A 24,311-nucleotide genomic window follows, 5' to 3' on the forward strand; every position below is an offset into this window, starting at 1 on the left:
TCCCCGGCGACGGGGGGAGGGGCCGTTTCTTTTTCCCGAACGCCGCGCCGCATCCGGCACGCCGGCCGCTGCGGGCTGGATTCGGCCGGGTGGCGGGTGTATGAAACAACTTGTCTAGACAGGCATGGGGAGGGTGCGCGATGGGTGAGTCGGCCGCCAACCGCAGGATCATCCGCGCCCCGCGCGGCAGCGCGCTGAGCGCCAAATCGTGGCTTACCGAAGCGCCGTTGCGCATGCTGATGAACAACCTCGATCCCGAGGTGGCGGAGAACCCGGACGAGCTGGTGGTCTACGGCGGCATCGGCCGGGCGGCGCGCAACTGGGCCTGCTTCGACGCCATCGTCGAGGCCCTGCGGGCGCTGGAGGAGGACGAGACCCTGCTGGTGCAGTCGGGCAAGCCGGTGGGCGTCCTGCGCACCCACCCCGACGCGCCGCGGGTGCTGATCGCCAACTCCAACCTCGTGCCGGCCTGGGCGACGTGGGAGCATTTCCGCGACCTCGACGCCCGCGGCCTGATGATGTACGGCCAGATGACGGCGGGGTCGTGGATCTACATCGGTTCCCAGGGCATCGTGCAGGGCACCTACGAGACGTTCGCGGAGATGGGGCGCCGGCATTACGGCGGCGACCTCGCGGGCCGGTGGATCCTCACCGGTGGCCTCGGCGGCATGGGCGGGGCGCAGCCGCTGGCGGCGACCATGGCCGGCGCCTCGATGCTGGCGGTGGAATGCTCGGCCCGCCGGATCGAGCGGCGGCTGGAGACCCGCTACCTCGACCACCGCGCCGACGACCCGGACCAGGCCATGGCCATGCTGTGGGAGGCACGGGCGCAGGGGCGGGCGGTGTCCGTCGGCCTGTTGGGCAACGCCGCCGAACTGTTCCCCGAGCTGGCGCGCCGCGCCGCCGCCGACCCGCGCTACCGCCCCGACGCGGTCACCGACCAGACCAGCGCCCACGACCCGCTGAACGGCTATCTGCCGGCCGGCTGGACCCTGGAGGAGCACGAGGAGCGCCGGCGGACCGAGCCGGACCGGGTGATCGCCGCCGCCAAGCAGTCGATGGCGGAGCAGGTGCGGGCCATGCTGGCGTTCCACCGCATGGGCGTGCCGACCTTCGACTATGGCAACAACATCCGCCAGATGGCCGGCGACGCCGGCGTCGAGGACGCCTTCGCCTTCCCCGGCTTCGTGCCGGCCTACATCCGCCCGCTGTTCTGCCGCGGCGTCGGGCCGTTCCGCTGGGCCGCCCTGTCGGGCGACCCGGAGGACATCCGGCGCACCGACGCCCGGGTGAAGGAGCTGATCCCCGACGACCGCCACCTGCACACCTGGCTGGACATGGCCGGGGAGCGCATCGCCTTTCAGGGGCTGCCGGCGCGCATCTGCTGGGTCGGCCTGGGCGACCGCGCCCGCCTCGGCCTCGCCTTCAACGAGATGGTGGCGCGCGGCGAGCTGAAGGCGCCCCTCGTCATCGGCCGCGACCATCTGGACTCCGGGTCCGTGGCCAGCCCCAACCGCGAGACGGAGGGCATGAAGGACGGTTCCGACGCCGTGTCGGACTGGCCGCTGCTGAACGCCCTGGTGAACTGCGCGTCGGGGGCGACCTGGGTGTCTCTGCACCACGGCGGCGGCGTCGGCATGGGCTATTCCCAGCACGCGGGCATGGTGATCGTCGCCGACGGCACCGCCGCCGCGGCGCGCCGGCTGGAACGGGTGCTGACCAACGACCCCGCCACCGGCGTCATCCGCCACGCCGACGCCGGCTACGACATCGCGCGGGAATGCGCGCGCGAGCACGGGCTGACGCTGCCCATGGCCGAGGGCTAAGCCGTCAGCCGGCGCATCGCCTCGGTGAAGCGGTGGCGGATGGGGTCCTCCGCGTCGTGCCGGCCGTCGCGCACCACCCACCGGCCGCCGACGGCGACGTCGCGCACCGCCGGGACGTTGCCGCAGAACACCAGGGCGTCGAACAGCCCGTCGCCCCGTGCGGCGGCCAGCACCGGGCTGTCGGGGTCGAGCACCAGGAAATCCGCCTGCCGGCCGGCCGCCAGCTCCCCCGCGGCGATGCCGAGCGCCTGCGCGCCGCCGGCGGCGGCGGTGCGCCACAGGTGCGCGGCCACCGTCCCGTCGTCGGGCGACGCCAGCAGGGTGCGGGCGCGGTGGACCAGGCGCTGGCCGTACTCCAGCCAGCGCAGCTCCTCCACCGGGCTGACGGAGACGTGGCTGTCCGACCCGATGCCCAGCCGGCCGCCCCGCTGCCCATAGGCGACCGCCGGGAACAGGCCGTCGCCCAGGTTGGCCTCGGTCGTCGGGCACAGGCCGGCCACGGCGCCGCTGCCGGCCAGCCGGCCGACCTCCGCGTCGGTCATGTGGGTGGCGTGGACGAGACACCAGTTCGGCGACACCGGCGCGTGGTCGAGCAGCCAGTCCACCGGGCGCCGGCCGCTCCAGGCCAGGCAGTCGTCCACTTCCCGGACCTGTTCGGCGATGTGGATGTGGATCGGCGCGTCGGGCGCCGACACCGCCAGCGCGTTCAGCGCCTGCGTCAGTTCATCCGGCGTGACCGCGCGCAGCGAGTGGGGCGCCAGCCCGACGCGCACCCGCGGATCGCCCGCCGCCACCGCCGCCACCCGCTCGCGGATGGCCAGGAGCCGGTCGAGCGTGGTGACGAAGCGCCGCTGCCCCTCGCCCGGCGCGGTGCCGCCGAAGCCGGCGTGGGCATACAGGACGGGCAGGTGGGTGAGGCGGATGCCGGCCCGCTGCGCCGCGGCCACCACCCGCAGCGACAGCTCCGCCGGGTCGGCGTAGGGCCGGCCGGCCGGATCGTTGTGGACGTAGTGGAACTCCCCGACCGCGGTGTAGCCGGCCTTCAGCATCTCCACATAGAGCTGGGCGGCCACCGCCTCCAGATCGTCGGGGTCCAGCCGGTCGAGGAAGCGGTACATCGCCTGCCGCCAGGTCCAGAAACTGTCCCGCCCCGTGCCGCCGGCGCGCTCCCCCAGCCCGGCCATGGCGCGCTGGAAGGCGTGGCTGTGCAGGTTGGGCATGCCGGGGATCACCGGGCCGCGCAGGCGCTCCGCCCCGTCGGGTGCGGCGTCGGGCGTGACGGCGCTCAGCGTGCCGGCACTGTCCACCTCCAGGCGCACGTTGCGCGCCCAGCCCCCGGCGAGCCGGGCCGTGTCGGCAAAGAATGCGGCCATGGGGAACCCCCGCCTCCCTTTCCCCCCTTCCGGGGCACCCGAAGACAGGATAACACATAGACAACCCCGGACAACCGCCGGGCCGGAGGAACGAGCATGTGGGACGGGATCTGGACGAACGCGCGCATCGCGACCATGGTCCCCGGCGGCGCCCCCTATGGCGCCGTGGAGGGGGCGGCGCTGGCGACGCAGGGCGGGCGCATCGCCGCGGTGATGCCGATGGCCGATCTGCCGGCACCGCCGGCGGCGCTGGCCACGACCGTGACGGACGCCGGGGGGCGGTGGATCACCCCCGGCCTGATCGACTGCCACACCCATCTGGTCCACGCCGGCGACCGCGCCGGGGAGTTCGAACAGCGCCTGCTCGGCGCGACCTACGAGGAGATCGCCCGGGCCGGCGGGGGCATCCGCTCGACCGTCGCGGCGACGCGGGCGGCCGATGAGGAGACGCTGATCGCGCAGGCGGACCGTCGCCTCGCCGCCCTGTGCGCCGAAGGGGTGACGGTGGTGGAGGTGAAGTCCGGCTACGGTCTCGACCCTGAGACGGAGCGCAGGATGCTGCGGGCGGCCCGCGCCCTGGAGCGGCGGCGGCCGGTGACGGTGCGGACCACCTTCCTCGGTGCCCACGCCCTGCCGGCGGAGTACGAAGGGCGCCCCGATGCCTACATCGACGCGGTGTGCACGCAGATGCTGCCGGCCATCGCCGCCGAGGGGCTGGCCGACGCCGTGGATGCCTTCTGCGAAGGGATCGGCTTCACCGTCGCCCAGACCGAACGGGTGTTCCTGGCCGCCCGCCGCCACGGGCTGCCCGTCAAGCTGCACGCCGAACAGCTCAGCGATCTCGGCGGGGCGGCGCTGGCGGCGCGCTACGGCGCCCTGTCCGCCGACCATCTGGAGCATCTGTCGCCGGAGGGGGCGGCGGCGATGGCCGCCGCGGGAACCGTGGCCGTGCTGCTGCCCGGTGCCTACTACACCCTGCGCGACACCACGCCGCCGCCCGTCGCCACGCTGCGCCGGCTGGGCGTGCCGATGGCGGTCGCCACCGACTGCAACCCCGGCACCTCGCCCATTGCTTCGCTGCTGACCGTGCTCAACATGGCCTGCATCCTGTTCCGTCTGACGCCGGAGGAGGCGCTGGCCGGGGCCACCCGGCACGCCGCGCGCGCCCTCGGCATGGCCGACAGCCACGGCACGCTGGAGGCCGGGAAGGCCGCCGACTTCGTCCTGTGGGACATCGGGCGCCCGGCCGAACTCGTCTGTCGGATCGGTCCCAACCCCTGCGCCGGGGTGGTCCGGGCCGGGGTGCCCGTATCCCGGGGGTGTGCGGTGACGCCATGACGCTCGACACGGACGCGCCGGCGCCGCTGTATCGCAAGATCAAGCGGCTGATCGCCCGGCGCGTCCTGGGCGGCGACTGGCCGCGCGAGAAGCGCATTCCCTCGGAGAACGAACTGGTCCGCGAACTGGGCGTGTCGCGCATGACCGTCCACCGTGCCCTGCGCGAGCTGACGGACGAGGGCATCCTGGTCCGCCTTCAGGGGGTGGGCACCTTCGTGGCGCCGGCCAAGCCGCAGTCGGCGCTGCTGGAACTGCGGAACATCGCCGACGAGATCCGCGGGCGCGGCCACGGCCACCGCTGCGACGTCCACCGCCTGGGCGCCGAGCCGGCCGACGTGCGCACCGCCGCCGTCTTCGGCCTGGACCCCGGTGACCCGGTCTACCGCTCCCTGTGCGTCCATCGCGAGGACGGCACGCCGGTGCAGGTGGAGGATCGCTGGGTCAACCCGCTGGCCGCACCCGCCTATCCGGAGCAGGACTTCACCCGGGTGACGCCGAACGAGTACCTCAGCGTCGTCGTGCCGGCAACGGAGGTCGAGCACGTCATCGAGGCCGTGGTGCCCGACGCGCAGGCGCAGCGCCTCCTCGGCATCGGTGCGGACGAGCCGTGCCTGCGGCTCATCCGCACCACATGGTCCGGCACCCTGCCGGTGACCCGCGCCCACCTCCTGCATCCGGGCACGCGCTACCGCCTGGCCGGGCGATTCTCCACGGCGCGGCGCGGGGCGGAGCGGGTCTGATACCGGCGGCATCTGAAGGATGCCGCCGGTATCACCCTCTCGATCAATGCCAAGGCATTGATCTGCCGGGTTTTACGGTCGGCAATTGATGGAAGTGATCAATTGCCGACCGTATGACGGGGCAGGGCGCCGCCGTCAGGGGATGTCCGTTTCGGTGGCCAGAAGAATGCCGGCGACCTGCTTGCGGATCCACGATGAGGCGGCGTCCTGATCCAGTTGCGCGGACCAGACCATCGACACCGCCGGCACCCGCAGCGTCAGCGGGGGCGGGCTGAGCGTCAGGCCGAAGCGGGGGCCGTAGAGGCGCGCCATGCGGGTGGGGATCGTGGTGATCACCGGCGAGCAGGCCACGGTCGCGAGCACGCTCAGGAACTCCGCACCCGCGGCCACCACGTTCGGCGTCTCCCCGATGTCCGCGAAGGCCGCCTCCAGGCAGCCCTGCAAACTGTCGGTGCGCGTCACCATGGCGTGCGGCGCGGCCAGATAGTCGGCGAGGCTGATCGGGGTCGTCAGGGGCAGCCGGTCGGCGTTGAAGACGCAGCTCAACGACTGTTCGAACAGAAGCCGCGAACGGTGGCGCTGCGCCGCGGCGTCGAAGCACCCCACGGCGAGGTCGAGGGTGCCGTCGTCCAGCATGCGATGGATCTCCGCCCGCTCCGCCGTGCGGCACAGCAGCCGCATTCCCGGCGCCGATTGCCGCAGCGCCGCGGTCAGCCGGGGCAGCAGCAGGAGTTCCACCTCGCTGGAAAAGCCGAGGCGGAGGGTCCGGTCCTCGACGGCCGGGTCGAACCGGGGGCGCGCGTGCAGCGCCGCCTGCATCTGCGCGAGCGCGGCCCGGACCGGGTGCCACAGGGCGCCGGCGCGCGCCGTCGGCTGCATCACGGGGCCGACGCGCACGAACAGCTCGTCCTGCAGGAGGACGCGCAGGGTCGACAGGCTGTGGCTCATCGCCGGCTGCCCGACCTTCAGGCGGGCGGCCGCCCGGGTGACGCTGCGCTCCTGCATCAGCGCGTCGAAGGCGACGAGCAGATTGAGGTCGAAGGACCGCAGATCGAAATGGTCGATGGAGGTCATGATTTGCATCGATTTGCCGCATCCACGATGTGGTGCCAGATATCGGCGTGAGCAAGCCCCCCTCACAGGACCGGGACATGGATCACGACAGCGCCGTTCACCGAATCGGTGACGCCACCATCACCAGAATTTCCGAACTGGCACTCGATGCCGTCGCCATCGGCGATCTCTATCCCGGCTGCGACACCGCCGCCGCGCAGGAGGCGTGCCGCTTCGGGCCGGGCTCCGTCGATCCGCGGACGGGCCTGCTGCGCCAGAGCATTCACACCTGGCTGGTGCGAACGCCGGACCGGGTGGTCCTGATCGACACGGCCACCGGAAACGGCAAGGAGCGGCCCGCCGTGCCGATCCTGCACCGCCTCGACGAACCGTACCTCGACCGGCTGAAAGCGGCGGGGGTCGGTCCGGAGGATGTGGACCTGGTGCTGCACACCCACCTGCACGTGGACCATGTCGGGTGGAACACGCGCGCGGTCGACGGGCGGTGGGTGCCGACCTTCCCCAACGCGCGCTACGTCTTCTCGGCCCGGGAGCACGCCTACGGCGCCGCCCTGGCCGCCGCCGACGGAACGGACGGCGCGATCCGGGAGGAGGCCGGGTTGGGCCGCATGTCGCGCACGCCCCTTGCCGGGGTCTACGAGGACAGCGTGCTGCCGGTCGTCGAGGCCGGGCTGGCACGGACGATCGTGGTGGACGGCACGGAGGCGGTGGATGGCTTCGCGTTCCTGCCGAGCCCCGGCCACAGCATCGACCATGCCTGCATCCGCTTCACCTCCCGCGGCGAACACGCCCTGTTCTGGGGCGATGTGCTGCACCACCCCCTTCAGGTCGCGCGGCCGGACCTCAACTCGGTCTACTGCGAATTCCCCGATGCCGCGCGGGCGTCGCGGCGCCGGGCGATGGTCCATGCGGCCGAAACCGGGGCGCTGGTCTTCACCACCCATTTCCCCGAATCCTCCGCCGGCCGCATCCGCTTCGACGGCAGCCGGTTCACCTGGCACTTCGCCTGAGCCCGGAGCCCCTCGTCATGCGAACCGACTCTCCCTCCGCCCGCCGTGTCCTGTCCGATACCCGGCTGATCCCCGGCGACACGGACGGCGTGCACCTGCAGCTCATCAACCGGCGCCCGGCTGATGCGGCGGCGTTCTCCGCCGAACGCACGCTGGTGATGATGCACGGCGCGACCTTCCCCTCCGCCAGTCTGTTCGACGTGCCGGTCGCCGGCGGGTCGTTCATGGATGCGCTGGCGCGCGCCGGTTACGACGTCTGGGCCGTGGACGCCCGTGGCTACGGCGGGTCGACGCGCCCGCCGGAGATGGCGCGCCCGCCGGATGGCGGCGTGCCCCTGACGCCTGCCCGGGTCGCGGTGCGCGACCTTGCAACGGCGGTCGCCTTCGTGCGCCGGCACCGCGCCGTCGACCGGGTCAACCTGCTGGGCATGTCCTGGGGCGCCACGGTGGCCGGGGCCCTGGCCGCCGAGGCCGGGGACGCGATCGCCGGGCTGATCCTGGTCACGCCCCTCTGGCTCTCCGCGACGCCGCTGCGCGTCGATTCCGGCGGGCCGCTCGGCGCCTACCGCGTGGTCAGCCCGAAAGCCTTCGAAGCGGCCTGGAGGGCGGCCGCACCGGAACCGGAGCGCCAGGCGCTGATTCCCGACGGCTGGTTCGACGCCTGGGAGACGGTCACCCTCGCCACCGATCCCGGATCGCCCGACGCGGGAACCATCCGCGCGCCGTCGGGCGCCGTGCTGGACGTGCGCGAGCACTGGACCGCCGGCAACCCGCTGTATGATCCGTCGGCGATCACCTGTCCCGTGCTTGTGGTCTGTGCGGAATGGGACGTCGATGTGCGGCTGGACATGGCGCAGGACCTCTTCGTCCGTCTCTCCGGCGCACGCGCCAAGCGCCTCGTCGCGATCGGCGGGGGAACCCACATGGTGCTCATGGAGAGGAACCGGCAGCAGGCGTTCGATGCCGTGATCGGGTTCCTGGACGAGCGTGCGGAGCCCGGACCCCGATTCTAACCTCCGGGGGCCGCCGCCCCGGAGGCCGGATGGTCGAACGACCGGCCCCGGTTCGGTGCCGGCTGCGGGCCGGCCGGTTGCGCATACGCAATCCCATGACGCCTGTCCGGCCCGCCGGCGCGGGAACGGGAAGGCGGTGCATCAAGCCGCCGCGCTGCTCTGCTGGACCCGGTCGACCAGGCTGCGCATGCGGGCCTGCGTCGCCCCGTCCAGGTGGAACTGGAGGCGGGTGCGGCGGTCCACGGTGCCGGCGACCCGGCCGGTGACCGTGGTGGTTCCGTCGATGATCATCTCGAAGACGCTGCCTTCCGGGATCGGCAGGGTCTGGTCGACCGACGCCCCGCCGAGCGACAGGTCGAGGATGCGGCAGCCGATGTCCCGCCCGGCGGCCCTGATGCTGGCCGGAAGGTTGGTGCGGTGGCGGACGTAGGCCCGCCGGTCGCCGGCGCGGGTGACCGCCGACAGGAAGTTCTCCACCTCGCTGCGCAGCCCCTCCGCCTGCTGCGACAGGTCATGGGCGGCGGCCAGCACCTGCTCGGCCGCGGCGCCGGTGACCGTGGCGGTCTCGTTCACCTCGGCGATGTTGGAGGTGACCTCGATGGTTCCGGTGTGGGCCCGGCTGACGTTCTCGGCGATCTCGCCGGTGGCGGCGCCCTGCTGGTGGACCGCCTCGGCCATGGCGCCGGCGGCGGCGTGGACGTCGGCGATGATGCCGGCGATCCCCGCGACGATCCGCGCCGCCTCGCGCGAGGCCGACTGGACGGAGGTCACCTGGGCCACCACCTGCTCCGTCGCCCTGGCGGTCTGGTTGGCGAGGTTCTTGACCTCCCCGGCGACGACGGCGAAGCCCTTGCCGGCCTCGCCGGCGCGGGCCGCCTCGATGGTGGCGTTCAGCGCCAGCAGGTTGGTCTGCGACGCGATGTCGTTGATCAGGCTCACCACCTCCCCGATGCGCTCGGCCGCGTCCGACAGGCTGCCGACGATGACGCCGGCGCGGCCGGCCTCCGCCACCGCCTTCTGCGCCGTCGCGGAGGACAGGTCGATGTGGCGGGAAATCTCGGCGCTGGTGGCGGCAAGTTCCTCGGCCGCGGCGGCGACGCTCTGGACGTTGGCGGACGCCTGTTCGGCCGCGGCTGCCACTGTCGTGGAGCGCTGGTTGGTCTCCCCCGCCGCCGCCGACATGGACTGGGCGGTGGCGTGGAGTTCGGTCGACGCGGTGGCCAGTGCCCGCAGCATGCCGCTGACGCTGCGGTTGAAGTCCTCGGTCAACTGCTCCATGGCCGTCTGCCGGCGCTCCCTGGCGGCGGCTTCGGCCCGCTCGCGCGCTGCCAGGGTGCGGCGCTCCACCGCGTGCTCCCTGAAGACCTGCAGGGCGGTGGCCATGGCGCCGATCTCGTCGCGCCGGCCGGTGAAGGGGATGTCGTGGTCCAGGTCGCCCTCGGCCAGGCGGCCCATGGCCGCGGTCATATCCCCCAACGGCCGCACGATGGCCCGGCTGATGGCCAGCGCGACGGCGCCGCCGACGACGAGGATGAGCAGGCTGATGCCGCCCATCCACGCGACCTCCCGGCGGAAGGCGGTGTCCACGTCGTCCAGGTAGATGCCCGTGCCGATCACCCAGCCCCACGGCGCAAAGCCCTTGACGAAGGAGACCTTGCGCACCGGCTCCGTCATGCCGCCCTTGGGCCACAGGTAATCGACGAAGCCCTCGCCGCCGGTCCGCACGGTGGTCGCGAACTCCACGAACAGCCGCTTGCCGTCGGGGTCTTTGGCGTCGGACAGGTCCTTCCCCTCCAGCTCCGGCCGGAAGGGGTGCATGATCATGGCGGGGGAAAGATCGGTGATGAAGAAATACTCGTTGGCGTCGTAGCGCAGGGCCCGCAGCGCGTCCCTTGCGCCCTCCCGTGCGGCGGCGTCCGTCAGCGCGCCGCTGCGGGCCTGCTCCTCGAAATGGGACACCAGGGTGACGGCGCTTTCCACGAGGCTGCGCGTCTTGGCGCGGCGGTCTTCCAGCATGTGGCCGCGCAGGCTGACCAGCCCGAACGCGATGATCAGGATCAGGCCGGCCATGCAGACGGCGAGGATGACGGCGATCTTGGACCGGATGCTGGCGTTCGTGAACATGCTCGTCCTCAATGAAGGCAACGGTCGACCGGTGCCGGCACCGTCGGTCCATGCCGGCCGCGCCGACGGATCGGGCCGGCGGGGGGAACGGGCGACGGGACGCAGTGGTCGAACGGACGCAACGGGTGATGCCGCAGCGGGCTTGCGTGGTCCGGCCGGGGGCCGTCACTGCTCGCTTCTGGTGCGGATTATCGTGAACGAGGATTAACGCGTGTACTGATTGCGGTCAAGCACGCCCGGGTGCGGCAACTGGGCGCGGGTTGCGGAATCCCCCGTCATGGCTGCCATGCTCATGACTTTCGTCATTGCCGCTGCGCCGGCATGAACGCAGCAACGGTTGTCGTGCAGCATTCTTGACCACTGTTCCATATTTTGATAAATCACAAAATATGGAACAGAAACACGCCATCGCCGCGCTGGCGGCGCTCGCCCAGGATTCGCGGCTCGCGGTCTTCCGCCTGCTGGTGCGCTCCGGGCCGGCCGGGCTGCCGGCGGGGGAGATCGCGCAGGCGCTGGGCGTCCAGCCCGCCACCCTGTCCTTCCACCTGTCGCAGCTTGCCAACGCCGGGCTGGTGGAGTCGCGCCGCGACGGGCGGTCGATCATCTACAGCGCCGAGGTCGCGGTCATGAAGGAGTTGATGGGGTTTCTGCTGCATGACTGCTGCGACGGCCATCCGGAGCTGTGCGGCATCCTGGAGACGGCACCGGCTCCGGCCGCCTGCTGCCCTCCGTCCACTTCGAAGGGGAACCGGACGTCATGACCGTGCGCGTCGGCATCAACGGGTTCGGCCGCATGGGGCGCCTTGCCCTCCGGGCCGCCCACGGCAATCCCGATATCACGATCGTCCACATCAATGAGGTGAAGGGCGGCCCCGCGGCGGCCGCGCACCTGCTGGAGTTCGACAGCGTGCACGGCCGCTGGCCGGTGCCGGTGGCGGCCGGAGCCGACCACATCACGGTGGAGGGGCGCCGCGTCGGCTTCACCGACCACGCCCGGCCGGCCGACATCCCGTGGGGCGACCTCGGCGTGGACGTGGTGATCGAAAGCTCCGGCAAGTTCGTCACGACCGACGCCAACCGCCCGCATTTCGGGAACGGCGCGCGCAAGGTGGTGGTCGCCGCTCCGGTGAAGACGCCGGGCGCGCTCAACATCGTCATGGGCATCAACGACCACCTCTACGACCCGGCGCAGCACGATCTGGTGACCGCCGCATCGTGCACCACCAACTGCCTCGCCCCGGTGGTGAAGGTGGTGCACGAGGCTCTGGGCATCCGCCACGGCGTCATCACCACCATCCATGACGTCACCAACACCCAGGTGATCGTCGATGCCCCCCACAAGGACCTGCGGCGCGCCCGTTCGGCGCTGAACTCGCTGGTGCCCACGTCGACCGGTTCGGCCACCGCCATCGCCCTGATCTATCCGGAGCTGAAGGGCAAGCTGAACGGCATGGCCGTGCGCGTGCCGCTGCTGAACGCGTCCATCACCGACGCGGTGTTCGAGGTGGCGCGGCCGACCACCGCCGAGGCGGTGAACGCCCTGTTCCGCGACGCGGCCGGTGGCGCGCTGGCCGGCATCCTGGGCTATGAGGAGCGGCCGCTGGTGTCGGTGGACTTCCGCTCCGACCCCCGTTCGGCCATCGTCGACGCCCTGTCCACCATGGTGGTGGACGGCACGCAGGTGAAGGTGATCGCCTGGTACGACAACGAGATGGGCTACGCCCACCGGCTGGCGGAGCTGACGGCGACGGTGGCGCGGGCGCTATGACGGGGGTGCGCGACTACGCCATCGTCACGGCGGCCTACTGGGGCTTCACGCTGACCGACGGCGCCCTGCGCATGCTGGTGCTGCTGCACTTTCACACGCTGGGCTTCACGCCGTTCCAGCTCGCCTTCCTGTTCGTGCTGTACGAGTTCTTCGGGATGGTCACCAACCTGGTGGGTGGCTGGATCGGCGCGCGCTTCGGCCTGCGCCCGACGCTGTTCGCCGGGCTTGCCCTGCAGATCGCGGCGCTGGTCATGCTGTCGCTGGTGGATCCCGGGTGGACCATGGCCCTGTCGGTGACCTACGTGGTGGCGGCGCAGGGCCTGGCGGGGATCGCCAAGGACCTGACCAAGATGTCGTCCAAGAGCGCCATCAAGGTGGTGGTGCCGGAAGGGCGGCCGGGCGCCCTGTTCCGCTGGGTGGCGCTGCTGACGGGGTCGAAGAACGCGCTGAAGGGGGTGGGGTTCTTCCTGGGCGGCGTGCTGCTCGCCGCGCTGGGCTTCGCGGCGGCCCTGTGGGCCATGGCGGCGGGGCTGGCGGTGGTGCTGGCGGCGGCGGTGACGCTGCTGCGCGGCGACCTCGGCCGGTCGAAGGCCAAGGTGAAATTCACGCAGGTCCTGTCCGGCAGCCGCGCCGTCAACGTGCTGTCGGCGGCGCGCTTCTTCCTGTTCGGGGCGCGCGACGTGTGGTTCGTGGTGGGCGTGCCGATCTTCCTCCACGCGCAGCTCGGCTGGGGATTCGCCGAGGTCGGCGGCTTCCTGGCCGCCTGGGTCATCGGCTATGGCGCCGTCCAGGCGGCGGCCCCGGCGCTGGTCCGCCGCTCCGCCGACGGGCTGTCGGGGGAGGTGCGGGCGGCGCGCCTGTGGGCGCTGGCCCTGGCGCTGCTGCCGGCCGGGCTGGCCGGAGCGCTGGCCGCGGGCGTCGATCCGGGGCCGGCGGTGGTCGCGGGGCTGGGGCTGTTCGGCGTGGTGTTCGCCGTCAATTCCGCGGTCCACTCCTACCTGATCCTGGCCTACGCCGATGCCGACACGGTGGCGCTCAACGTCGGGTTCTATTACATGGCCAACGCCGGCGGGCGGCTGGCGGGCTCGCTGCTGTCGGGCCTGTCGTACCAGATGGCGGGGGTGCAGGGCTGCCTGCTGGTCGCCTCCGCCCTGGTCGGCGCCTCATTCCTCCTCTCCCTGCTGCTGCCGTCGCGGCGCACGGGCGGTCCGCTGCCCGCGGCCGCGGCCGCCCTGCCGGATCGCGCACTCTGAACGGATGCTTCTGAAGGAGACATCATGTCCGCGCACTGCGACATCACCGCCCGCCGGGCGGCCGGCTCGCCGATGGGTGCGTTCGAACGCTTCCTCAGCCTGTGGGTGGCGCTGTGCATCGCCGCCGGCATCCTGCTGGGGATGGCGGTGCCGGGCCTGTTCGAGGCGCTGGCGGGGCTGGAGGTGGCCAACGTCAACCTGGTCGTCGCCGTGCTGATCTGGGTGATGATCTACCCGATGATGGTCAACGTCGATTTCGCCTCGCTGGCGCACGCCGGCGACCGGCCCAAGGGGCTGGCGATCACGCTGGTCGTCAACTGGCTGATCAAGCCCTTCACCATGGCGGGCCTCGGCGTCCTGTTCTTCGAGGGCGTGTTCCGCGGCCTGGTCGATCCGGCCGACGCCAGGGAGTACATCGCCGGCCTGATCCTGCTGGGCGCCGCCCCCTGCACCGCCATGGTGTTCGTGTGGAGCCAGCTCACCCGCGGCGACGCCACCTACACGCTGGTCCAGGTGTCGGTGAACGACATCATCATGATCTTCGCCTTCGCCCCCCTGGTGGCGCTGCTGCTGGGGATGACGGACGTGATCGTGCCGTGGCAGACCCTGCTGTGGTCGGTCGTGCTCTACATCGTCATCCCGCTGGCGGCGGGCGTGCTGACCCGCCGGACTCTGGAGGCGGGCGGGGCGGCGGGCGGGCCGGCGGCGGTGGAGCGCTTCACGGCGCGGCTCAAGCCCTACACCGTGGCGGGGCTGCTGGCCACCGTCGTGCTGCTGTTCGGATTCCAGGGCGAGACCATCATCGCCCGGCCCCTGCTGATCGCGCTGATCGCCGTGCCCCTGGTGATCCAGAGCTACGGCATCTTCGCCATCGCGTACCTGTGGGCGCGCGCCTGGCGCGTGCCGTTCCCCATCGCCGCGCCGGCCGCGCTGATCGGCACGTCCAACTTCTTCGAACTGGCGGTGGCCGTCGCCATCAGCCTGTTCGGCCTGCAATCCGGCGCGGCGCTGGCCACCGTGGTCGGCGTGCTGGTGGAGGTGCCGGTGATGCTGTCCCTGGTGGCCCTGTGCAACCGCACCCGCGGCTGGTTCCCGGCGACGGCGTGATACCGACGGCACCTGAAGGGTGCCGTTGGTATCATCCTCTCGATCAATACCAAGGCATTGATCTGCCGGGTTTCACGGCCGGGAAATGATGGAAGTGATCAATTTTCCGGCCGTATGAGCGCGGGGCCGGAATCGCGGCATGCGGTTCCCGGCGCCACCGCATCTGCGGACGGTTGCGCGCTCACGCCTTGCGGGCTTCGAGACGAAGCCCTGCCGCGGATATCACCTTCAGCACCGTGGCAAACTCGGGATTGCCGTCGGCACCGAGGGAACGATACAGGCTTTCCCGCGCCGGGCCGGTTTCCTTCGCAACGTGCGTCATGCCGCGCGCCCGCGCCATGTTGCCAAGGGCATCGACGACGAGAGCCCGGGGGGAGAGCCCGGGGGGAGAGCCCGGGGCTCTCCCCGCCATTCTACCCAATTGTCAGGTTTAGTCTAAACGTCTACAAATCATGGGCGGGCAACTGCCCGCATTTCTTCGACGCCTTGCTCCCATGTGACGATTGGCGCATAGCCCAGTTCGTCCCGGGCACGACGGTCGGACATGGTGAAGTCGTAGCCGACCAGTCGCAGCATCTGGCGCGTCAGCGGGGGTTCACCCTTGAGGCGGAAGGTGCGCCATGCCGCTTCCATGACGGTCGCCAGGAACCAGGCAACGCCCAGGGGGGCAGACCGGTTGCCCGGATCAACACCCTGCGTAGCAAGCAAGGTGCCCATGACTTCGCGCAGACTTCGGTCCTTCCCGTCCGTCACGAAATAGGCGCGACCGCCGATCGAACGCTCGGCCGCGAGCACGGCGGCATGGCAGATGTTGTCGACGTGCGCGGTGGACATCAGGCTTTTGCCGCCTCCCGGCCACCTGAACCTCCCGGCTCTCACATTGTGGATCGTCTCCCGGATCATCGGCATGCCTGCCCCCCAGATCATCGGGGGAAGTATGATCGCGGTGCGCATACCGGCGGGATCGTCGGCTTCGATCAGAATCTGCTGCGCGCGCCCTTTGCTGGCGATGTAAGGCGCCCAGCGGGGAAAAGAGAGCGGCGCGTCTTCGGTAACGCCGCGCATTGGTTTGCCCGGCCCCATGACGACAGCACCGGCGCCGATCTGAACGAAGCGCTTGACGCCCCGCGTCTTCGCCGCTGCCAGGACATTGCGGGTGCCGCCAACGTTCGCCCGTTCGAACGCCTCGGCCGACCCCCACAGCTTGAACATGGCTGCGGCATGGAAGACCACTTCGGCGTCTCCGATCCCGCGTGACAGCGCCTCGACATTCTCAAGGTCGCCCGGCATCGGCACGGCACCCAGAGCGGTCAGCTTCGCCGCATCATCGGGCGATCGGTACAGGGCGCGGACCTGCCAGCCCCGGTTCACCAGCATCTTAATCAAGCGGCCACCGAGAAAGCCGGTGCCACCTGTAACGAAGGCCGTCGCCATTTGGTCACCCCTTGCATGTCGCAATCGATCTTACAGATTACAATATACCGATCTTGTAAGCTGTTGACAAGGTGGGTCGGTGCGGTTATTTTTTCGCCATGGCAGAAAAGCAGATCGTCCTGTCGCCTGCGGCAATCCTCAAGGCCGCGACGGCGCTCGTCCGTCGGCTCGGCGAAGGCAAGACGAACATGGTGGATATCGGCAAAGCGCTGGGTGTCAGCCACGCGGCGCTTTATCGGTTCTTCCCCTCCAAGGCCGCAGTCATGGACGCCATCGTTCAAGAGGCCATGGACGACGAGGAGGAACTGGCCGCCAGATGGCTGGACGCGGAGGGCCCTGCTGCGGACCGGCTGCTGCGTATGGTTCTTGACATTCACCATCGCAAACGTGCGCGGTTCACAGGCGACCGGGAGATCCATGATCTGTATCGGCGTATTCTGGTCGAGCGGCAGGACATGATCATTGCTTACGCGCAGCGCATGACTCTGCTGATCCGGAAGCTGATCGCTCAGGGTGTTGAACGCGGAGAGTGGAAGGTCAGCGACCTGTCCCGGGCGGCGGGCGTGGTGCGCGACGCCGTCACGGTATTTGTTCATCCCCAAATGGTTGCGCAGGCAATCGAGGCAAACGCGCCTGTCGAGGATCAAATCCGCGCCACGGTGGCGACCCTCACCCGGGCCTTTGAGGCCGGTGTCGACTACAGCCGCTGACCATGCTCCCCTCCCGCTACCCGCTGCGCACCGCCGCGTACCGGAAGCCGGCCACCACCACCAGGGATCCCGCCAGAGCGGCCAGCAGCACGGCGTCGTAGGAACCGGCGGCCGCCCACAGGGCGGCGGCGCCCAGCGGGGCCAGCGCCTTGGCGGCGAGGGTGGGGACGGCCAGGGCGCCGTTCAGGGCGCCGTACGCATCGCGCGACACCATCTCCGGCACCGCCAGGCCGCGCACGATGGTCATGATGCCGTTGGCGGCGCCGTACAGCACGGCGAAGGCCACCAGGGCGGTCACCGCGCCCGGCGCCGCCAGGAGCAGCGCCAGCGCCACGGGGAAGACGGCGACCGTGACGGAGCCGACGCGGCGGATCGGCTGACTGCCGGCGAACACCCACACGGCGATGCGCCCCGCCACCTGGGCGGGGCCGATGACCGCAATGGCCGCCACCGCGGTGACCGCGTCGAATCCCCGTTCCAGCAGCAGGGGATAGAGGTGGAAGGTGAGGGCGGAGAAGATGCCGTAGAACACCGTGAAGGCGACCGCCAGTCCGAGGAAGACCGGCTGGCGCGCCGCCCGGGCGACCGCCGCCCGTCCCCCGTCCGGCCCCGGCGACGCCGGCCTGTCCGCCGCGGCCGGCAGAGCCGGCCTGTCCGCCTCGGCCGGCAGAGCCGGCCCGTCCGCCGGAATCGGACGGGGGGCGTCCGCCGCCGGGTCGATGACCGCCAGATGCAGGGCCACGCACAGCAGCAGGTTGACCAGCCCCAGCACCAGCAGGGCGTCGCGCCACCCGACCTGATCCAGCAGCGCCTGGACCACCGGCACGAACACGGTGCTGGCGAAGCCGCCCCACAGGGTGAGCGCGGTGATGCCGCCGCGCGCCTGCGCGCCGTAGCGGCGGGCCACCACCGCGAACGCGGGCTCGTACAGGGTCATCGCCTGCACGAGGCCGAGGCCGGCGAACACCGCGTACAGCGACCACGGCCCCGCCACCCGCGCCCACGCCAGCAGCAGCAGCCCGCCGGCCAGGGAACCCAGGGCCATCACCGCCCGCCCGCGGCCGCGGTCGATCGCCGCGCCCACGGGGTACGCGGCCAGCCCGGCGACCAGCAGCCCGATGGTGGCGGCGGCGTACACCGCCGGCTTGTCCATGCCGAGGTCGGCCGCCATGGGCCCGGCGATCAGGGGAAAGCTGTAGTAGAAGGTCCCCCACGACACGATCTGCCCGACGCCCAGCCCGGCGATGAAGCCGCGCCGGCGGATGGGGTCCGCCGCCGGCAGCGCCGCGCTCACGCCGCCCCCGCGCAGCAGCCGGTAGCGGTCTTCGCGGGTGCCGGCACCGCGGCGGGTGCGGGATCGCCGCAGCCGCAGCCGGCCTCCCCGGCCGCCTTGGCGTCGGCGTCGCGCACGCAGCAGGCGTCGACGCCCGCCGGTGCCGGTCCGCCGCAGCAGCCGGCGGCGGCGGGCGCCTCCTCCGTACCGCTCAGCGCGGCCGTGCTGCACACGCCGGTTTCCGGCAGCACCAGGTGCACGGCGCGGGCCGCCTCCCGGTCGCCCGCCAGTTCGGCGGCGATGGAGCGCACCTGCTCGTACCCCGTCGCCATCAGGAAGGTGGGTGCCCGCCCGTAGCTCTTCATGCCCACGATGTAGACGCCGGGTTCGGGGTGGGACAGCTCGACCACCCCGTGAGGCCGCACGGTGCCGCAGGAGTGCAGGTTGGGGTCGATCAGCGGCGCCAGGGCCGGCGGCGCCTCCACCACCGGGTCGAGGGCGATGCGCAGCTCCCGCAGGAAGCCGAGATCCGGACGGAATCCGGTGGCGACGACGATGCGATCGACCGACACGTCCCCCGGGGTGCCCCGGCTGCGGGCGTGGACGCGCAGCCCGGCGCCCTCGCGCTCCACCCGCTCCGCGGCGAAGCCGGTCAGCAGGTCCAGCCGCCCCTCGTCGATCGCGCGGCGGGCGGCGAGCCCGAGGGCGCCGCGCGCCGGCAGCGCGTCGTTCAGGCCGCCGCCCGCCAGCGTCGCCACGCCGTCGCGGCGCAGCGCCCACAGCACGCGGGTTTCCGGTGCCTCCTGCTGCAAGGCCAGGAGGTCGAGCACCACGTTGATGGCTGAGTGGCCGGAGCCGACCACCAGCACGCGCGCACCGGCGTAGTCGTTCCGCGCCGCGCCGCGCACGTCCGGGATGCCGTACGCGATGCGGTCGGCCGCCGCCCGTTCCCCGGGCACCGGCAGCCCGTCGGCGCCCATGGGGTTGGGTGCGAACCAGGTGCCCGAAGCGTCGATGACCGCGCGGACGCGGGCCGCGTGCTCCGTTCCCTCGGCGTCGCGCCAGCGTACGCGCAACGGCGCGGCGTCGCGGCCGGCGGTGGTCAGCTTGTCCAGGCCGTCGCGGGCGATGGCCGTCACCTCAGCGCCATAGCGGATGCGGGGGGCGAGCGCGGGGTGGGCGGCCAGCGGTTCCAGGTAGCGGTCCACGATCTCGCCGCCGGTGGGGATCGCGTCGTCGTCGGGTGCCGTCCAGTCCGTCGTACCCAACAGCCGCCGTGCCGCGGCGTCGATGTTGTACGTCCAGGGGGAGAAGACTCGTACGTGTCCCCAGGCGCGTACGGCGTGGCCGGCCGCGGGGCCGCGCTCCAGCACCAGCGGCGTCAGGCCGCGCTCCACCAGATGGGCCGCCGCCGCCAGACCCACCGGGCCGGCACCCACCACCGCGATCGGAAGCTCCTCCACCATGCCCGAATCCTCCCCTTCCCATAAGGTTCTATGCATCGATCATCGATGCATATGGACAAATGTTTCAGCCGCAGCAGCCGGTGTCCCGGCAGACCTCGGGCGTCACCACCCGCTCGCTGTCGACCAGGACCCGCGTCACCTCCATCCACGCCTCCACCGCCACCCTGAAGGCCGCGCGGCCACGGTCGGTGAGGGTGTAGACCTTGCGCTCCCGCCCCGACACGACTTCCGCCTCGGAGGTGACGTAGCCGCCCTCCTCGAACTCCCGCAGCACGGGGTAGATCGTCCCCTCCGCCGGCGAGCAGCAGCCGTTGGTCGTGCGCTCCACCGCGCGGGCGATGTCGTAGCCGTGCATCGGCCTCTGGTGCAGGACGCAGAGGATGAAGAACTTCGACAGGCTCATCTTGATTGTGCCGTTCCAGTAGGAGCGGCTCGTCAGGTCGGGGGCGGTCCGGGTGGTCGTGCGTGCCATGCCCTTTCTGTACACCTTGATGTTCGATGCGTCAAGGGCCGATGCGTCAGAATCGTGGCTATGCCGGACGATCCGTTGCACAAGCGGATCGGCGTCGCTTAGACTGTCGTCGAATCATCGAATCGACCCGACCGGGGGAGGAGCGCATGGGCGTGCGCCGCCGCACCGTCCTGGCCGGCCTTGCGGCCGGCGCCGCGGCGATGACCGCCCGGCCGGGGCGGGGGGCGGACCCGCTGCGCTTCGGGCTGACGCCGGTCTTTCTCGATTCCGACGCGGAGCTTCTCGGCGCCCTGGAAGCCTACCTGGGGGAACGGGTGGGCCGCTCCGTCGCCTTGGTGCAGCGGCGCACCTATCAGGAGATCACCACGCTGCTGCTGACGGGCCATCTGGACGCCGCGTGGATCTGCGGCTTCCCCTTCGTGCAGTACCGCAGCCGGCTGGCCCTGGTGGCGGTGCCGGTCTACCGCGGCCGCCCGCTCTACCGGTCCTACCTGATCGTCGGGGCCGGCAGCGGGGCGGCGACGGTGGAGGATCTGCGCGGCACGGTGCACGCCTTCTCGGATCCCGACAGCAATTCCGGCTTCCTGGTCACCCAGCACCTGCTGGCGACCCGCGAGGAGACGCCGGCCCGCTTCTTCCGCCGCAGCTTCTTCACCTACGGGCACCGCAACGTGGTGCGCGCGGTCGCCACCGGCCTGGCCGGCAGCGGCAGCGTCGACGGCTACGTCCACGACGTGATGGGGCAGGCGGAGCCGGCGCTGGTCGCCGGCACGCGGGTGCTGCACCGCTCCCCCTGGCTGGGCTTTCCGCCGGTGGCCTGCCACGCCGCCCGGCAGGACGCGCCGGAGATCCGGGCGTTGCGCGGGGCGCTGCTGTCCATGCCCGACCACCCGGCCGGCCGGGCGGTGCTGGATCTGCTGCGCCTGGACGGCTTCGCGGTCGAACCGCCGTCCCTGTTCGACCCGATCGCCGCCATGCACGACGTCGTGCGGGCCCATTCATGACCGCCCGCCCCCCGTCCCGGTTGCCGCCCCGCTCCCGGCCCCGGTCCTGGCCGCTGGCCGTCACGGTGCCGCTGCTGGTGGCCGCCCTGATGGCGGCGGTGGGGGCGGCGGTCTCCTACTCCGTGCTCACCCGGCTGGCGGCGGACCAGGAGGCGCACCTGCGCGACCTCGCCGCCGCCCGGCTGGACGGGCTGGCGGTGGCCCTCCAGCCCCACGTGGCGCGCCAGGACGTGTGGGAGGCGTTCGACATGCTGGACCGCGTGCGCCGGCGCGGCGGCGGCATCGACGTCCGGGTGCTGATGGTGATGCTGCCCGACGGCTCGGTCCTCGCCGCCACCGACCCCGTGGGCTTCCCCGTCGGGTCCGACCTGCCGGCGGACCTGCGCGCCCATCTGGACGCCCCCGCCGGCCTGGTCATCGACGCCGAGCGGCGGCGGGCCTGGTCGCACCGCGCGCTGGGCGGGGCCGGCCACGTCCTGGCGGAGATGGACATCGCCCCGCTGGTCGCCGTCCGGCGCGAGGTGCTGACGACGCTGCTGCTGCTGAACGGCGGGCTGACGCTGCTGTTCGCCGCGGTGGGCTACGCCCTGGTGGGCCGGCTGCTGCGCCCGCTGCGGGTGCTCGATCATCATGTGGAGCGGGTGCGCACCGGCCGGGTCACGCCGATTCCCGCCCGCTTCATCGCCGGGGCGGGGGGTGAGTTCGGGCGGCTGTTCGACCGCTTCAACGCCATGGCCGAGGCGGTGGCCGAGCGCGAGGCCCTGGCCCGGCGCCTGGCCGACGAGGAGAAGCTGGCCCTGCTCGGCCGGCTGGCCTCGGGCATGGCGCACGAGGTGAACAATCCCCTGGGCGGCCTGCTGACCGCCGTCGACACGCTGAAGCGCCACGGCGACGACGCGGCGGTGCGGCTGCGCACCGCCGCCCTGTTGGAGCGCGGCCTGTGCGGCATCGGCAACGTGGTGCGCGCCGCCCTCGTCACCTACAAGGAGCCGCCCGGCGGCGGCGCCATGGCCCCCGACGACCTGGACGACCTGCGCTTCCTGATCGGTCACGAGGCGCAGCGCCGCCGCGTCGCGCTGGACTGGCGCAACCGCCTGCCGCCCGGGCCGCTGCCGGTGGACGGCGCGGCGGTGCGCCAGATGGCGCTGAACCTGCTGCTGAACGCCTGCCGGGCGGTGCCGCCCGGCGGCCGGGTGGCGCTGGACGCGGCCGCCGCCGACGGCGTGCTCATCCTGACCGTCGCCGACGGCGGGCCCGGCCTGCCGCCGGCCATGGCCGAGCTGCTGCGCAGCCGCGGCACCGCACCGTTGCCCCGCGGCGGCGGCCTTGGCCTGTGGACCGTGGCCCGCCTGCTGGAGCGCACCGGCGGCACCGTGGCGGTGGACGCCGGCCCCGGCCGCGGCACCGCCGTCACCCTGACCATCCCCTTCCCCGACGCGAGGCCGAGCCATGCCGACGCCGCCGAATGACGCCCCCGCCGTCGCCATCATCGAGGACGACCCCATCATGGGGGAGTCCCTGGCGGAACGCCTGGCGCTGGAGGGGTACCGGCCGCTGTGGTGGACCAGCGGCGGCGAGGCGCTGGCAGCGTTGCCGGCGGCGGCCCCCGACCTGCTGGTCTGCGACATCCGCCTGCCGGACATGAGCGGGGAGGAGCTGTTCCACGCCCTGGCGCCGCGGCCGGGCGGGCCGCCGGTCATCTTCATGACCGGCTTCGGCGACATCGGGCAGGCGGTGCGGCTGGTCCGCGCCGGGGCCGAGGACTATCTGACCAAGCCTTTCGCGGTGGACGCCTTCCTCGCCCGCGTCGGCGACCTGCTGCGCGCCCGCGGTGCGGCCGGCCGGGAGGCGCCGGGGGCGCTCGGCGCCTCGCCCGCCATGCGCAGGGTGGAGGGGCTGCTGCGCCGGGTCGCCGACGTGGACAGCACGCTGCTGCTGACCGGCGAGAGCGGGGCGGGCAAGGAGGTGGCGGCGCGCTTCGTCCACCGGGAATCGGCGCGGGCCGCCGCCCCCTTCATGGCGGTGAACTGCGCCGCCATCCCGGCGGAGCTGATGGACAGCGAACTGTTCGGCCACGAGCGCGGCGCCTTCACCGGCGCCCACGCGCTGCACCGCGGCTATGCCGAGCGGGCCGGGGCCGGCGTCCTCTTCCTGGACGAGATCGCCGAGCTGCCGCCGGCGGTGCAGGCCAAGCTGCTGCGCCTGGTGCAGGAGCGCGTGTTCCACCGCGTCGGCGGCGAACGGCCGCTGGCCTTCGCCGCTCGGCTGGTGTGCGCCACCAACGCCGATCTGGAACGCGCCGTGCGCGACGGCGCCTTCCGCCGCGACCTCTACTACCGCATCAACGTCATCCCCGTGACGGTCCCGCCCCTGCGCGAGCGGCGCGAGGACGTGCCGGCCCTGCTGCGCGGCTATCTCGACCACTACGCCGCCGCCTTCGGCCGCCCGGCCCGCGGCCTGACGCCGGAGGCCGAGGCGGCGGCGCTGGCCCACGACTGGCCCGGCAACGTGCGCGAGCTGCGCAACCGGGTGGAGCGGGCGGTGGCCCTGTCGGCCGGCCCCTGGCTGACGCCGGCCGCCCTGTTCCCGGAGCACGCACCGGACGGCGATCTCCCGGCGGACAACCTGCCGGCGGACGCCGCCTGGCCGCCCCTGGCCGCGGTGCGCGACGCCAGCGAACGCGCCCACATCCGCGCCACGCTCGACCACGCCGACGGCCGGCTCGCCCGCGCCGCCGACCTGCTGGGCGTCGGCCGCACCACCCTGTGGGAGAAGATGCGCCGCCTGGGCATCGCCGACGATAGCGGCCCGCCCGGTGCCGGCGCGCGGTGACGGCGGGATCGGGCGGGGCTTTCCTGCCCCGGCCGCGGGCCACCGCGCGGCCGGTGCCGGGTTCAGGATTCCGGACGTCGTGAATCCGGCGTGATCCCGCCCTTCGGCGGGGAAAGGACCGGAACATGGAGAGGGGCAGGCATATCCGGCCGCGCCCCATGATCTGTGTCGCAACGCGTCACCACCCCGGCGGCAAGATGCCGATCGAGCACCGTTTCCATGTCCCCGCCGGGTGACGGACCGGAAAAACCACTATTGGATAGGTGGAAAAATCCCTATCAGATAGTGAAAAAAACCATCGGATTGATCGTGCGTGCGCCATGCGCCGCCGGTCCGGGGCCGCGTCCGGAGATCCGAACGCCCCCGGCCGGCGGGGGCGGGCTGCGTTCGGATGTCCGAACGCCCCGCGGCCTCCGCACGGCCGCCGGGCCGGCCCTGCCGCGGCGTTTGCAGCGCTGGCATGGCCCTTGCTCCTCCCCCGGTGCACCGGACAC

The 24,311-nt window shown here is 72.3% G+C and carries 20 protein-coding genes and 1 pseudogene; 13 read left to right on the forward strand and 8 right to left on the reverse strand.

Translation table 11 applies throughout. The features are described from left to right. Positions 1-140: 140 nt before the first annotated feature. Entirely contained in the window at positions 141-1,826 is a 1,686-nt protein-coding gene (gene hutU, locus G472_RS0121715) for a urocanate hydratase (protein WP_029010061.1), read from the forward strand. On the opposite strand, the gene G472_RS0121720 is transcribed toward hutU, so the two are convergent. Continuing rightward, positions 1,823-3,199, reverse strand: a complete 1,377-nt coding sequence (locus G472_RS0121720) for a formimidoylglutamate deiminase (RefSeq protein WP_029010062.1) — start codon at positions 3,197-3,199, stop codon at positions 1,823-1,825. The genes hutU and G472_RS0121720 overlap by 4 nt on opposite strands. 96 nt (positions 3,200-3,295) lie before the next feature. On the opposite strand from G472_RS0121720, the gene hutI reads away from it, so the two are divergent. Next, entirely contained in the window at positions 3,296-4,537 is a 1,242-nt protein-coding gene (gene hutI, locus G472_RS0121725) for an imidazolonepropionase (protein WP_029010063.1), read from the forward strand. Further along, positions 4,534-5,277 carry a histidine utilization transcriptional repressor HutC gene (hutC, locus tag G472_RS0121730; protein WP_035693367.1) on the forward strand — a complete coding sequence of 248 codons (744 nt, stop codon included), beginning with the start codon at positions 4,534-4,536 and terminating at the stop codon, positions 5,275-5,277. The genes hutI and hutC overlap by 4 nt, the downstream gene beginning before the upstream one ends. Before the next feature lie 135 nt (positions 5,278-5,412). Here the strand turns inward: hutC and G472_RS0121735 are convergent, their stop codons facing one another. Further along, on the reverse strand, positions 5,413-6,360 hold the full coding sequence (locus G472_RS0121735) for a LysR family transcriptional regulator (RefSeq protein ID WP_245593553.1): 948 nt from the start codon (positions 6,358-6,360) through the stop codon (positions 5,413-5,415). A 68-nt stretch (positions 6,361-6,428) separates the two neighbouring features. Between G472_RS0121735 and G472_RS0121740 the strand changes: the two genes are divergently transcribed. Then, positions 6,429-7,361: an MBL fold metallo-hydrolase gene (locus tag G472_RS0121740; protein WP_029010066.1), complete on the forward strand. Its 933-nt coding sequence runs from the start codon at positions 6,429-6,431 to the stop codon at positions 7,359-7,361. A 17-nt stretch (positions 7,362-7,378) separates the two neighbouring features. Beyond that, a complete protein-coding gene (locus G472_RS0121745) occupies positions 7,379-8,374 on the forward strand; it encodes an alpha/beta hydrolase (RefSeq protein ID WP_029010067.1) in 996 nt (331 codons plus the stop codon). 141 nt (positions 8,375-8,515) lie between these two features. Here the strand turns inward: G472_RS0121745 and G472_RS34820 are convergent. Continuing rightward, positions 8,516-10,372 (reverse strand): annotated as a pseudogene (locus G472_RS34820) (cache domain-containing protein); the annotation flags it as partial. 515 nt (positions 10,373-10,887) lie between these two features. Between G472_RS34820 and G472_RS0121755 the strand changes: the two are divergent. From G472_RS0121755 to arsB, 4 genes are read left to right on the forward strand one after another with little or no spacing between them, the layout of a single operon-like run. After that, positions 10,888-11,259 carry an ArsR/SmtB family transcription factor gene (locus G472_RS0121755; protein WP_029010068.1) on the forward strand — a complete coding sequence of 124 codons (372 nt, stop codon included), beginning with the start codon at positions 10,888-10,890 and terminating at the stop codon, positions 11,257-11,259. Further along, entirely contained in the window at positions 11,256-12,266 is a 1,011-nt protein-coding gene (locus G472_RS0121760) for an ArsJ-associated glyceraldehyde-3-phosphate dehydrogenase (protein ID WP_029010069.1), read from the forward strand. Before G472_RS0121755 ends, G472_RS0121760 begins: the two co-directional genes overlap by 4 nt. Next, positions 12,263-13,519 (forward strand): organoarsenical effux MFS transporter ArsJ, encoded by a 1,257-nt coding sequence (arsJ, locus tag G472_RS34825; RefSeq protein ID WP_051341127.1) that lies wholly within the window; start codon positions 12,263-12,265, stop codon positions 13,517-13,519. Before G472_RS0121760 ends, arsJ begins: the two co-directional genes overlap by 4 nt. A gap of 24 nt (positions 13,520-13,543) precedes the next feature. Next, positions 13,544-14,626 (forward strand): ACR3 family arsenite efflux transporter, encoded by a 1,083-nt coding sequence (gene arsB, locus G472_RS0121770; protein WP_029010070.1) that lies wholly within the window; start codon positions 13,544-13,546, stop codon positions 14,624-14,626. A 181-nt stretch (positions 14,627-14,807) separates the two neighbouring features. On the opposite strand, the gene G472_RS40675 is transcribed toward arsB, so the two are convergent. Beyond that, positions 14,808-15,038: an addiction module antidote protein gene (locus G472_RS40675; protein ID WP_084536829.1), complete on the reverse strand. Its 231-nt coding sequence runs from the start codon at positions 15,036-15,038 to the stop codon at positions 14,808-14,810. A 38-nt stretch (positions 15,039-15,076) separates the two neighbouring features. Next, positions 15,077-16,060: an NAD-dependent epimerase/dehydratase family protein gene (locus G472_RS0121780; RefSeq protein ID WP_029010071.1), complete on the reverse strand. Its 984-nt coding sequence runs from the start codon at positions 16,058-16,060 to the stop codon at positions 15,077-15,079. A 98-nt stretch (positions 16,061-16,158) separates the two neighbouring features. On the opposite strand from G472_RS0121780, the gene G472_RS0121785 reads away from it, so the two are divergent. Further along, complete coding sequence (locus G472_RS0121785; RefSeq protein ID WP_051341128.1) at positions 16,159-16,770, forward strand: TetR family transcriptional regulator; 612 nt, start codon at positions 16,159-16,161, stop codon at positions 16,768-16,770. A 16-nt stretch (positions 16,771-16,786) separates the two neighbouring features. Here the strand turns inward: G472_RS0121785 and G472_RS0121790 are convergent, their stop codons facing one another. From G472_RS0121790 to G472_RS34835, 3 genes are all read right to left on the reverse strand, one after another. Continuing rightward, complete coding sequence (locus G472_RS0121790; protein WP_051341132.1) at positions 16,787-18,064, reverse strand: MFS transporter; 1,278 nt, start codon at positions 18,062-18,064, stop codon at positions 16,787-16,789. Further along, entirely contained in the window at positions 18,061-19,509 is a 1,449-nt protein-coding gene (locus G472_RS0121795; RefSeq protein ID WP_029010074.1) for an FAD-dependent oxidoreductase, read from the reverse strand. Before G472_RS0121795 ends, G472_RS0121790 begins: the two co-directional genes overlap by 4 nt. 64 nt (positions 19,510-19,573) lie before the next feature. Continuing rightward, the gene (locus tag G472_RS34835) at positions 19,574-19,981 is read right to left on the reverse strand and encodes a PadR family transcriptional regulator (protein WP_245593555.1); all 408 of its coding nucleotides are present in this window, start codon (positions 19,979-19,981) and stop codon (positions 19,574-19,576) included. Between the two features lie 146 nt (positions 19,982-20,127). On the opposite strand from G472_RS34835, the gene G472_RS34840 reads away from it, so the two are divergent. Genes G472_RS34840 through G472_RS0121815 form a run of 3 tightly spaced genes read left to right on the forward strand, consistent with a single transcriptional unit; the run spans position 20,128 to position 23,817 of the window. Further along, positions 20,128-20,985 carry a substrate-binding domain-containing protein gene (locus tag G472_RS34840; RefSeq protein ID WP_035693370.1) on the forward strand — a complete coding sequence of 286 codons (858 nt, stop codon included), beginning with the start codon at positions 20,128-20,130 and terminating at the stop codon, positions 20,983-20,985. Continuing rightward, entirely contained in the window at positions 20,982-22,454 is a 1,473-nt protein-coding gene (locus G472_RS34845; RefSeq protein WP_051341129.1) for a sensor histidine kinase, read from the forward strand. The genes G472_RS34840 and G472_RS34845 overlap by 4 nt, the downstream gene beginning before the upstream one ends. Next, positions 22,435-23,817, forward strand: coding sequence for a sigma-54-dependent transcriptional regulator (locus G472_RS0121815; RefSeq protein ID WP_029010075.1), 1,383 nt, complete (start codon positions 22,435-22,437; stop codon positions 23,815-23,817). Before G472_RS34845 ends, G472_RS0121815 begins: the two co-directional genes overlap by 20 nt. The last annotated feature ends 494 nt before the right edge of the window (positions 23,818-24,311 follow it).

Origin of the sequence: Azospirillum halopraeferens DSM 3675 (assembly GCF_000429625.1) — a bacterium.
Classification (GTDB): domain Bacteria; phylum Pseudomonadota; class Alphaproteobacteria; order Azospirillales; family Azospirillaceae; genus Azospirillum; species Azospirillum halopraeferens.